This is a genomic window from Sunxiuqinia sp. A32 (genome assembly GCF_052690465.1).
In genome coordinates this window covers 211,160-223,123 of the sequence record NZ_JBQYLI010000007.1, presented here as the reverse complement: position 1 = coordinate 223,123, position 11,964 = coordinate 211,160, and the positions used below count along the sequence as shown (strand labels likewise).

General features: G+C 37.7%; 10 protein-coding genes. 4 read left to right on the top strand and 6 right to left on the bottom strand.

Annotation, left to right across the window (positions count from 1 at the left end; all coding sequences use genetic code 11):
- Positions 1 to 150 precede the first annotated feature (150 nt).
- Together ACUNWD_RS09700 and ACUNWD_RS09695 are read right to left on the bottom strand one after the other, a co-directional pair.
- Positions 151 to 366 carry a dodecin family protein gene (locus ACUNWD_RS09700; protein ID WP_445587602.1) on the bottom strand — a complete coding sequence of 72 codons (216 nt, stop codon included), beginning with the start codon at positions 364 to 366 and terminating at the stop codon, positions 151 to 153.
- 166 nt (positions 367 to 532) lie between these two features.
- On the bottom strand, positions 533 to 1,852 hold the full coding sequence (locus ACUNWD_RS09695) for a Gfo/Idh/MocA family protein (protein ID WP_445587601.1): 1,320 nt from the start codon (positions 1,850 to 1,852) through the stop codon (positions 533 to 535).
- A 484-nt stretch (positions 1,853 to 2,336) separates the two neighbouring features.
- Here ACUNWD_RS09695 and ACUNWD_RS09690 point away from each other — a divergent pair, with 484 nt between their 5' ends.
- The 3 genes from ACUNWD_RS09690 to ACUNWD_RS09680 all read left to right on the top strand — a co-directional run bounded on the left by ACUNWD_RS09690 (position 2,337) and on the right by ACUNWD_RS09680 (position 5,796).
- Positions 2,337 to 2,597 carry an OadG family protein gene (locus ACUNWD_RS09690; RefSeq protein ID WP_445587600.1) on the top strand — a complete coding sequence of 87 codons (261 nt, stop codon included), beginning with the start codon at positions 2,337 to 2,339 and terminating at the stop codon, positions 2,595 to 2,597.
- 64 nt (positions 2,598 to 2,661) lie between these two features.
- Complete coding sequence (locus tag ACUNWD_RS09685) at positions 2,662 to 4,569, top strand: biotin/lipoyl-containing protein (RefSeq protein WP_445587599.1); 1,908 nt, start codon at positions 2,662 to 2,664, stop codon at positions 4,567 to 4,569.
- A 15-nt stretch (positions 4,570 to 4,584) separates the two neighbouring features.
- Positions 4,585 to 5,796 carry a sodium ion-translocating decarboxylase subunit beta gene (locus ACUNWD_RS09680; RefSeq protein ID WP_445587598.1) on the top strand — a complete coding sequence of 404 codons (1,212 nt, stop codon included), beginning with the start codon at positions 4,585 to 4,587 and terminating at the stop codon, positions 5,794 to 5,796.
- A gap of 54 nt (positions 5,797 to 5,850) precedes the next feature.
- Here the strand turns inward: ACUNWD_RS09680 and ACUNWD_RS09675 are convergent, their stop codons facing one another.
- On the bottom strand, positions 5,851 to 6,492 hold the full coding sequence (locus ACUNWD_RS09675) for a hypothetical protein (protein WP_445587597.1): 642 nt from the start codon (positions 6,490 to 6,492) through the stop codon (positions 5,851 to 5,853).
- Positions 6,493 to 6,755: 263 nt separating this feature from the next.
- On the opposite strand from ACUNWD_RS09675, the gene ACUNWD_RS09670 reads away from it, so the two are divergent.
- Positions 6,756 to 7,457 carry a protein-L-isoaspartate(D-aspartate) O-methyltransferase gene (locus ACUNWD_RS09670; RefSeq protein ID WP_445587596.1) on the top strand — a complete coding sequence of 234 codons (702 nt, stop codon included), beginning with the start codon at positions 6,756 to 6,758 and terminating at the stop codon, positions 7,455 to 7,457.
- Between the two features lie 50 nt (positions 7,458 to 7,507).
- Here the strand turns inward: ACUNWD_RS09670 and ACUNWD_RS09665 are convergent, their stop codons facing one another.
- The 3 genes from ACUNWD_RS09665 to speA form a co-directional block, all read right to left on the bottom strand.
- Positions 7,508 to 8,485 carry a c-type cytochrome gene (locus ACUNWD_RS09665; protein ID WP_445587595.1) on the bottom strand — a complete coding sequence of 326 codons (978 nt, stop codon included), beginning with the start codon at positions 8,483 to 8,485 and terminating at the stop codon, positions 7,508 to 7,510.
- Between the two features lie 147 nt (positions 8,486 to 8,632).
- Entirely contained in the window at positions 8,633 to 9,730 is a 1,098-nt protein-coding gene (locus ACUNWD_RS09660; protein WP_445587594.1) for an alpha/beta fold hydrolase, read from the bottom strand.
- A 229-nt stretch (positions 9,731 to 9,959) separates the two neighbouring features.
- Complete coding sequence (speA, locus tag ACUNWD_RS09655; RefSeq protein WP_445587593.1) at positions 9,960 to 11,852, bottom strand: biosynthetic arginine decarboxylase; 1,893 nt, start codon at positions 11,850 to 11,852, stop codon at positions 9,960 to 9,962.
- Between the last annotated feature and the right edge of the window lie 112 nt (positions 11,853 to 11,964).

Here is an 11,964-nt window from a genome sequence, read left to right as displayed (position 1 = left end):
GGTGTGGGCAGAGTCGTGAAATTTATAAGTCAGGAACAGGCATTAAGGGTTAAGTTGATTTTTTTTGATTAAAATATGTACATGCATAAATACTTAGTTTTAAGTATTTTTAAGAGATCAATCATATAGAATGATTAGTTCTCGGGGGGATTAATGGTGTCCTTCAAATTTAAATGACACTTTCAATTTCGTGCGATAGTATTCAATCTTACCATCTTTAACGTGTAAATCCATTGCAGTAACTTCTGCAATACGCAAGTCGCGTAATGACTCAGATGCCCGGGAAATTGCATTTTCAGCGGCTTTCTCCCACGATACATCACTGGTTCCGACTAGCTCAATAATTTTGTAAACACTGTCGGTCATATTGAACCTCCTTTCATTATTGGTTTATATGGTTTGTTTACCAAAATGGAGCTATTTCGGTTTCGCAAAACAAAATGTTTGACAATAGATTTCTGTAATTTAAAGCATAAAAAAGCTGCGCTTCATTGAAGCACAGCTTTCCATTTATTGTAAGATGTCTTAGTTTTTATAACAATTTCCAACCATCACGATATTTGTAGTGAAGTTTTGCTGATGCTTTTCCATCTTCATCATCTACAAATGTTTCAGTTGCAGGATCCCATTTGATGGTTCGGCCAAGGTCGCACGCAATGTTTCCAAGTGTACAAACGGTGCATGAACTGTGTCCTATTTCAACAGGAACAACTGGGTCTACTCTGTTCCTAATGGCTTCAATGAAATTAACCTGATGAGGAATTTCTGTGAATATAGATGAACCTTTATCTTCTTCTTTCGGCAGATTAAGTGCTTCATCCGAAGCTTTGTAATATCCACGAGAAACTTCAATCCAACCTTTATCTCCACAGAATTTTACACCTTTTGTCTTTCTTTCATCAAATGGTTCAGAGGTCATAATTGCTCCATCGGCATATTTGAATTGCATAAATTCTGTTCCGTCTCCAATCGGTGAAATCTCAACTGGTCCGTTTTTATCCATTCCAAGTCCCCACTGAGCAATGTCAAACATGTGAGCTCCCCAGTCAGTAGTGAAACCACCACCGGTCTCCTTGTACCAGCGCCATCCACCCCAGAATTTTTCATGCTCCACCGGATCAAGAGAGATTGGTGGATTTAATTCATTATTAAAGTGAATAGATTCAGGTAATGGGCCCAACCATAAATCCCAATTCAAATCCGATGGAATAGGCTCTTCTGGTAAAGTATACGGTGTTGGAGGAGCACCAACATAAGCATTTACTTTTTCAATCTTCCCGATTTTTCCTTCTTGGACCATTTTAACGGCATGCTGGAAAATTTTATCAGAACGTTGGTGGCTTCCAATAGCAAGTACACGCTCTGTTTCACGCACGACTCTGCGAAGCTCTTGACCTTCTTTTATGGTGAAAGTCATTGGTTTTTCCAGATATACATCTTTTCCTGCCTTACAAGCGGCAATTGCAATCATGGCATGCGAAAAGTCTGGAACTGCAATAACAACAGCATCAATATCATCTTGTGCAAGTAAATCCTCATAATTTTCATAGGTTCTAACATTTACTTCCACATTGTTTTTTGTGTAGAAATCGTTCACCCTGTTTTCAAAGCGAGTTCGTTTGCGGCCATATACATCGCAACCTGCAAGAACGCGAACTCCCGGGATCTGCAAGAATCCATTTAAAAGGAACATGGATTGTTGTCCCATACCAATGAATCCGAGTCTAATTTTATCGTTAGCAATCTCTTTTGTTGCGCATGATGTTATGGAAGGAAGAAAACTAACTCCTGCCAGACCTACCGCAGCCGTTCCAAGAAAACGCCTTCTGGTTAGATTTGTTTGTTTTGTCATTTCTTAGTTGATTTATTAAATGTAGTTGTGTAAAACGACCTCATGTCGTTATTTAATTTAGGCGCATAAAAATACAGATAAGTTTTTAAGAATGAAACCATTTTTCGTTTGTAAAAACAATTGATTGTATGTTTTCTGAAGAATGTTTATAAATTAGAAATCTTTTCGATTGAGAATTATTATAATTATATATTTGCATATCTTGATAATTTGTTATGTTTGATGAGAAAATTTTCTTGATTATTGAGGAAAATTGTCAGCAAATTTATAGTTCTGGTGGTATTCTAAACAGTTTTTGTTGTTATTAGTATTAAACTGTAAGTAAAAATAGATTGATCAATTTCGAATTGAAAAAAACAATGTTAATTTTTTAATAATTGTTTTTTGAGGCTCATTTAATCATTTCATTCCCGTAAAAATTATTGGTAATATTGCCGCCGTTCTATATAATGGGAAAAGTTTTTTAAAAAAAAATATCAAAAAGATGAGTGACTTAGGAATGGCTTTGCAGTTGATGGGAATTGGGATGATAACAGTATTTATTATCCTTTCTCTGGTAGTGTTAATCGGTAATCTGATTGTAAAATTTGTCAATAAATACTTACCTGAAGAAGTCAGTAAAAAAGTTCAAAATGTTGTCAACCAGACAACTGATTTCAATCGCAAAAAAGTAGCAGCAATCGTTTCTGCAGTTAAAACAGTAACTGAAGGAAAAGGTCATGTTACAAAGATTGAAAAACTTTAGCAGCATGCCTGTTCTAGCCTAAGGGCATTCAACCTTAAAAACCAAATAAAATTATAATAGCCTTATGGAAAAGAGAAAAATCAAATTTTCATTGGTTTACCGTGACATGTGGCAGTCATCAGGTAAATACCTGCCACGCGTTGACCAATTAGTTAAAGTTGCTCCACACATTGTTGAGATGGGGTGTTTTGCACGAGTTGAGACTAACGGAGGAGGTTTTGAGCAAATTAACCTTCTTTTCGGGGAGAATCCAAACAATGCAGTACGCAAGTGGACTCAGCCATTCAATGATGCCGGTATCCAAACACACATGCTGGATCGTTCTTTGAACGGACTTCGTATGAGCCCTGTTCCTGCAGATGTTCGTAAAATGATGTACAAGGTAAAGAAAGCGCAGGGGACTGATATCACTCGTCCGTTCTGTGGTTTGAATGATGCCCGTAACATCCTTGATTCTATTAAATATGCGAAAGAAGGCGGAATGATTGCTCAGGCTGCATTGAGTTTAACTTACTCAAAAGTGCATACTGTAGATTATTACGTAAACCTGGCTGATACCCTAATTAAAGGTGGTGCTGATGAAATCTGCTTGAAAGATATGGCAGGTATTGGCCGTCCGGTTTGGTTAGGAAAAATTGTATCTGGAATTAAAAAATTACATCCTGATACTCCACTTCAATATCACTCACACTCAGGTCCTGGTTTTGCGCTTGCTTCTATTTTGGAAGTATGTCGTGCCGGAGTTGAATATATTGATGTTGCGATGGAGCCGCTTTCTTGGGGAACTGGCCATGTTGACTTGCTTGCTGTGCACGCAATGTTAAGTGATGCTGGTTTTGATGTTCCAGAAATCAATATGGATGCCTACATGAAAGTTCGCAGTTTGACTCAAAGTTTCATCGAAGATTTTCTGGGATACTATATCAATCCTAAAAACCGCTTCATGAATTCATTGCTGATTGGTCCTGGTTTACCTGGAGGTATGATGGGATCATTGATGGCAGATTTGGAAAGCAACCTTGCAAGCATCAACAAATGGAAAGTTAAAAACAACCAGCCTACTTTATCTCAAGATGATTTGTTGGTGAAGTTGTTTAATGAAGTTGAGCACATTTGGCCGATGGTTGGATATCCACCGTTGGTTACTCCATACAGCCAATACGTGAAGAATTTGGCGATGATGAACGTAATGCAATTAGAGAAAGGTAAAGAGCGCTGGGGAATGATTGCAGATAATATTTGGGATATGCTAATGGGACGTGGTGGAAAACTACCTGGAGAATTAGCTCCTGAATTGAAAGCACTTGCTAAGGAGAATGGTAAAGAAGAATTTACTGCTATTCCTCAAAGCTTGTATCCTGATGCACTTGATACATTCCGTAAGGAAATGGATGAAAAAGGTTGGGATTACGGTCAGGATGATGAAGAGTTGTTTGAATTGGCAATGCACCCTGAACAATATCGTGCTTATAAATCAGGTGAAGCTAAAAAAGCATTTGAAGCTGATTTGGCCAAGAAAAAAGAAGAAGGTGCTGGTATGTTGGAAGGAACCAAGAAAGCTGAAGCTCCTGTAGTGGCAGCGGCTCCTGCAAACTTTAGCCCTTCAAGCATGATTGTTGATGTTGATGGAGAGAAATTCCAAGTTTCTGTTTCGTATGGTGGAAGTGAAGCTGCTGCTCCTGCACAGGAGGTTGCTGCCGCACCGGCCGCGCCAGCTGCTGCGCCTGTAGTGAATGGTTCTGCGAAAGAAATTATTGCTCCATTAGAAGGGAAATTTTACCTGACAAAAGAAAGCTCAGAAACGGCACTTAAGGTTGGAGACACTGTGAAAGAAGGTGATTTGATTGGTTACATTGAGGCGATGAAAACCTTTAATGCCATAAGATCAGATATTTCTGGTAAGGTTGTTGAGATTGCTTTCGATAGTGGTGTTGAGGTAGAAGAAGACGACGTTTTAGTAAAAATTCAATAATTCAAGATCCTGCATATGTCTATTTTAGAGAAACTCTATCAAATGACTGCCATCCAGGATTTTGTGAATGGACCCGGTACAATTTTGATGTTGGCAATAGGAGCTGTTCTTTTATACCTTGGTATAAAAAAGCAGTATGAACCACTGTTGCTGATACCAATTGCGTTTGGTCTAATTTTAGCAAATCTTCCAGGAGGTGGTATGGGAGTTGTTCCTGCTGAGTATATCCAGATCGATGAGCATCATTATAAAAACCTGTTTGAAATTGCGCATGACCACGGGATTATGAATTTCCTGTATTATGCCTTGATTAAAACCGGATTTTTGCCACCCATCATTTTTATGGGGGTAGGAGCGCTTACCGATTTTGGTCCAATGTTACGTAACCTGAGACTTGCCTTTTTTGGAGCTGCGGCACAGATCGGTATTTTTACCGTTTTAATTTCTGCTGTTGCGTTTGGGTTTACCCTGAAAGAGGCTGCTTCTCTTGGTATCATTGGTGGTGCAGACGGACCAACTGCTATTTATACAACCATCATGCTGGCACCTCATTTATTGGGACCAATTGCAATTGCTGCCTATTCATACATGGCACTGGTACCAGTAATTATTCCTTTCGTGACACGAATTCTGTGTTCCGAAAAGGAGTTAAGAATCAGTATGAAGGAGATGGATAAATTATATCCACCAAAACACAAAATAAAAAACCTGAGAGCAGTGAAAATTGCTTTCCCAATAGTTTTGGGAATCATCATTTCCATATTTGTACCTTCTTCGGTACCTCTTTTAGGAATGTTGCTTTTCGGTAACTTAATTAAGGAAGTTGGTGTTACTGTAGCACGTTTGTCGGATGCTGCTACTGGTTCTATTATGAACACCGCAACAATCTTCCTAGGTTTAACTGTTGGTGCTACTATGACATCAGAAGTATTTCTGAATGTTCGTACCATCATGATTATCGTTGGTGGTTTTATTGCATTTGCAATTTCAATTGCGGGTGGAATCTTTGCAGTGAAAATATATAATTTGATCGCTAAGAAGAAAATCAACCCGCTGGTTGGTGCAACCGGACTAAGTGCAGTTCCAATGGCTTCTCGTGTTGCCAACGAAATTGCTATTAAATACGATCCTAAGAATCACGTTCTACAATATTGTATGGCCAGTAACATTTCAGGAGTAATTGGATCAGCAGTTGCTGCTGGTGTTCTGATTTCATTTTTGGGATAAAAAATAAACTGAAAAAGGGAAAGGCGCTTCAATTTGAAGCGCCTTTTTTGCGATTTAATCTGTGTAAGGAATTCTTCTAGAAACTTTTCTCATAAGAATATTCATTAAATCCTGAGAGTTTGAGCCTAAAGATCCATTTATTTTTTTGAAATAGTTTACAACCACTTCGTCATCGTTAGTGCTAACAAAATCCATATTTATTGTTGCGCTACTTGTAGCAAACATACCGCCTGTAAGCAATAATAGACCAATTCCAGCAGCATCAGACATTGGCTTTGAAGTTTCGAAGGATCCAGTAATGACGGTTTCAACACCTAGAATTTCACCTAATTCACTAGGGGTGTATTCATCATACGAATGAATATTTATATTTTTCTTTTTGAGGAGTGCATTTGTTTTAGTTGGATTTTGTACCTCCACTAATAATGAACCTCTTTTCTTTCTTGTTAAGAACCAACTGTACATACCTTTTTGTAAGTCAAGAGATTCGCTTTTGTTCATCTCTTCTATTTGCTCACTGCTAAATTCCTTCAATTGATTTGGTCTTAATTTTACTTGAACACTCATCGGTAAAATTGCAATTGTTTTGGTACTTGAAACATAATTATCAGCATCAGGATGAACATATAGCTTCGTTTGAGAAAAAGAAATGGTTACCAACATTAACATGAACGAGAATAAGATTAATTTTTTCATTTTGATTTTTACTTTAATAATAATTGAGAATTTATTGAATATGAATTGCTTCGTCTGATAATAGTTTTGAATTGGAGCTATTTTTATAGGGTGAATATGAATTATAGATATTTTTCTGACACCGAAAGATATAAAAATTATGTATCTGATTCTGTGCAGAAGCTAATTTTTATATAGTTGAATATATAAAAATCTTAAAGCTGACCCAAAGAGAAAACTCAAACTTGATTGATTCGTAAATAGAAATAAATAGAGTTGAATTTATGGTTTCTATAGGATTACACGTTTTTATATGTGGCTTTAGTCTGATCTTATTGGGGGCAAATTCGCCACAAGATTCATTTGAGAAAGAACGAAATCAAATGGTCATTGAGCAAATTAAATCAAGGGGAATTCGATCGGAAGAAGTGCTTCATGCGATGAAAAAAGTAAAACGCCATTTATTTGTTCCTAAGCCTTATCAGCACCTGGCATATGATGATCGACCTTTACCAATAGGTTATAGTCAAACCATTTCCCAACCTTATATTGTTGCTTTCATGACTGAGTTAATTCTTCCAGAAGGAACTGATAGGGTTTTAGAGATTGGCACAGGTTCAGGTTATCAGGCAGCTGTTTTGGCCGAAATTGTAGATCAGGTATATACCATTGAGTTGGTCGAAGAACTTGGAACCCAATCAGCGGAGTTGTTAGGTAAACTGAGATATGATAACGTACATGTAAAAATAGGAGATGGCTATGTTGGTTGGGAAGAATATGCACCTTATGACGCAATCATTGTTACGGCAGCGGCAGATTCGATTCCACAACCATTGATTGATCAGTTAAAAGAAGGGGGGAGAATGGTTATTCCGGTGGGCAGACCATCTCATGTACAGATACTTAAGTTAGTTGAAAAGAAAAATGGCAAGGTAAAAACCAGAAATGTTACAGCAGTACGCTTTGTACCATTTGTTCATGAATAATGATGGAAAAAAATCGAGCGGATGGTTATTCACATCCGCTCGTAAATTTCTTATTGTGCCGGAGAAAAGAATTCAACATCATTTTCCACAGGTTTTACAGACTTGAGATAGGCAAAAATGGCTTTTAAATCTTCTGTTTTCATTTTTCCATAGAGCATCCAGGGCATCATTGTTTGAAAGTCTCCGGGACCAACTTTATGTGGGTTGTAGGTGGAATCACCATAAGTTTTAAATTTTTCTATAAACATTTCCTCTGTCCAATAGCCAATTCCGGTATCAGGATGTGGTGTGATATTTTTTGCTCTCAGAATAGACCCGTCAGGAAATTGAAACTCCATTCCTCCGGCAAAGGGTTCACCAACAATTTTACCTTTTTCCTGTTTAGTGTGACAATCAGCACAGGAAGCTGCAGTAGCCAAATACTTACCATATTCAATTTTGTTTGATTTTGGTGGAGTTTTTTGGAATGTTGCTTTTTTAGGAATCGTGTTCAAAATAAAATTCATAGGGAAATCTGGTTTCGATTTTTCAACCTCATTTTCGATCGGTGGGAGTGATCTTAAATAAGCAATGATTGACTTTATATCTTCCGGATCAATTTGTCCGTAATTGGGGTGGGGCATGACCGGAAAAAGTGCACGTCCGTCTTTTGATACCCCGCTGGTTATTGCTCTGAAAATTTCACCATCGGTCCAATTTGAGAGTTTTGCGGGGGTGATGTTAGGAGAAATAAACCTGCCAGGGAAGCCCATATTTTGATCGAAAATCTCCCCACCTTGTCCTAAAGTGCCGGGTACAACGGGCCCTGCAAAAAGGCTGAAGTCTCTGGTTGAGTGACAATCCATACAAGCCATCACATGATTGGCTAAGTACTCCCCACGTTCAATTCGATCAGGAGATAGTTTGATGGTCATTTCTTCAGGTTCACCGACATTAGGTAGCATCGTTTTGACATATACAAGCAAGATGACAATGCCAACGACCAAGATTCCCAGAATCCATAAAATAAATTTCAAAAGCTTTTTCATAATTGTGGTATTAAATTAGTGGTTGAATTTTAAGCTCCTGAGTGATAATGATGTTGTGCGTATAGAATACTTTTTGGTCTTTTTTTGCAAGTTACGAATTTGTATTACACATGTTTCAGAAAAGTGGGAAAAATGACAGAATTCAGTTTAACTTTCAATAGTTAAGAATTTGGAGACTTTTTCATTGATGGTTTCTGCATGTTCTACCGATATTAAATGTCCTGATTTAAGAATTTCAATTTGAATGTTTGGATAATCCCGTGCAGTTTGTTTGGCTATTTCAGCGTCTCCCACAATTGGGTCTTTTGTTCCTAGAAAAAGCAATATAGGTAGATCCATCTGTTTCTTCTGTTCTGTTGTCATGGGAATTGGCATGCTGACGGAAGGAATGGTGGATATCATAATCTGGTTAAACCAGTCACCATATTTTTGATTTACGTATTGGTTGTCACCGATAGCCCATTTTGAAACCCTATCACGTAACGGCTGCAGAGGATACATCGAAGTGAGACCAAGCATAAGAATACTATTTCCAGTCAATTGAGTTAAGCCCATTGGTCCAAAAAGTGCCAGTGATTCTACTTTTTCAGGATAGTAATATGCATACACCTGGGCAATATATCCACCGTTGGATGCGCCAAAGACAGGTGAACTTTTTATTCCCAGGCTATCTGCAATCAATGCGTAAAAGTTTGCTATTTCTTTGGGCGAATTGGGATATACTGTTGCATCGATAAGAGCACTTTTATTGCCTTCTCCAATATTGTCAATAGCGTATATTCGATAATGATCTAGCAGCGGTGGTAAGTTTTCAGCCCAGGAATGAGCCCCCATTGATGCCGCATGAAATAATAGAATTGGAGGATTTTCTTTTGCTCCACAGGCTAAAACATGAACTTTACCATAACTTGTTACAATGAAGATATCCTCGGTTTCTACCGGCCAATCTTTTACTTTCTGGTCATAGATATTAGTAAGTATCTTTCGATTTTCTTCAGATGTATAGATACTTGTTTTGGGCTCACCGCCCAGGAATACTACCTTGATTATTATCAGCAATAATAGAAAGACAATTCTCGAGATTAACGAAGCTTTTCGATCCCATTTTCTTTCAATCGTCTTTGGCCAGAATACGATGGAAGTTGCAATTAATAATAATAATAGTGTTTGAGCATACGCTCCTCCCATGAAGGTCGCCAATGAGAAAAGAACTAGTCCGGTGATGATTATCCATTTAAGTATCATCAAAAAAAAGCTTGCAATTTTTGGGAACATGATTATATAATTATTGTTTGATTTCTTAAGTAATTCAAAGAATTATAACTTTCCCACCTGATTAATTTTATTTCATTCTTATTTGGTAACTAATTTACGACAATTGAACTTTCTATAGTGAATTGACGTCAAAGATTCATGATTAGATAAAAAAAGTCTGCCCAGTAGGCAGACTTTTTGCTATAAATTAAGGTGCTTTTTATTCGAGATAAGTATATCCGTAAAGGCCGGATCGATAATTTGATAAGAACTCTTTCCCTTCGGTAGCGGATATTTTCCCTGCTTTTACGGCGGATGTTACCCATGTTTCTACCGTGCGTACCATCTTTTTGGGATTGTATTGAACATAGTCCAATACTTCAGCAACCGTTTCACCGTCAATAATCTGGTCGATCGAATATCCGTCTTTGTCTACTGAGACATGGACGGCATTGGTATCGCCAAACAAGTTGTGCAAATCACCAAGAATTTCTTGGTACGCACCTACTAAAAATACACCAATATAATAAGGTTCTTTAGATTTTAATTTGTGTACCGGTAAATAATAGGAAAGGTTTCTGGTCGAAATAAAATTGTCAATCTTTCCATCAGAGTCACAGGTAATATCCTGCAAAGTAGCAGAACGATCAGGCTTTTCCTCTAGCCTGTGAATTGGCATGATCGGGAAAATTTGATCAATTGCCCAACTGTCGGGTAATGATTGGAAAAGTGAGAAATTGCAGAAATATTTATCAGCGAGTAATTTTTGCAATTGGTTTAACTCTTCAGGAACATGCCTCATTTTATTCGTCATGGAATGAATTTCCCTGGCAATAGACCAAAACAAGCGTTCAATTTGTGCACGGGTTTTTAAATCGACTAATCCAAGGCTAAAGCGATCTAACGCTTCTTCGCGAATTTGCTGGGCATCGTGCCAGATTTCCAACATACGTGGCTGATTAATAGAATCCCATAGTGAGTACAACTCAAGTACCAAATCGTGATCATCTTCATGAGGTTCTTCTTCATCATCCCAGTTTGGCAAAGTGGCAGATTCCAAAACTTCAAAAATTAACACGGAATGGTGAGCGGTTAATGAGCGCCCTGATTCGGTGATAATGTTTGGATGAGGAATATTATTTTTATTGCTGACATCTACCATGGTAGAAATGGCATCATTCACATATTCCTGGATGCTGTAGTTTACACTGCTTTCACGATTTGCAGAACGGGTTCCGTCGTAATCAACACCGAGACCACCACCAATATCAACAAATTCAATATTAAATCCTTGCAGGCACATTTGAGCATAAAACTGTGATGCTTCGCGCAAGGCAATTTTTATTCGACGTATTTTATTTACCTGGCTACCGATGTGAAAATGTACCAATTTCAGACAATCTTTCAGTTCATTCTCTTCGAGATAATCCATTGCAGTAAGTAGTTCACTGGAAGTCAGTCCAAATTTACTAACATCGCCTCCTGAATTTTCCCACTTGCCACTTCCTGAGCTCGCCAGTTTGATTCGTATTCCCAAATTAGGCTTCACTTTTAGGCGCTTAGCAATGCGAGCAATTAGCTTCAGTTCGTTTAATTTTTCTACAACGATGAAGATTCTTCTACCCATTTTTTGTGCCAGCAAGGCTAATTCGATATAATCTTCATCCTTGTAGCCATTGCAAATAATAAGTGAATCATTGTTTGTATTGATTGCGATTACCGCGTGCAATTCAGGTTTTGACCCTGCTTCAAGACCAATATTAAATTTGCGACCATGGCTTACAATTTCTTCCACAACCGGACGCATCTGGTTTACCTTAATCGGATAAATGATGAAATTTTGCGCATTGTACTCATATTCCTTAGCAGCTAATTTAAAACAACTGGACATTTTTTCGATCCTGCTGTCCAAAATGTCTGGGAAACGAACAAGCATTGGAGCTGCAACATCTCTCACCTGCAGTTCGTCAATCAATTCTTTTAAATCAATTGAATTACCATTTTTTTCAGGAGTAACAGCTACATTCCCTTTTTCGTTTATCGAAAAGTAGCTAATTCCCCAACCATTAATGTTGTAGAGTTCTTCCGAATCTTCAATACGCCATTTTCTCATTTTTCTATACTGATGATGCTTTAAATTACTATAAAATTACGCTTCAAATATAGTTTTTCAAACAATATAAAATTCAATATTGAAAATGAAAAGCGACAACAGCGGTTATTTT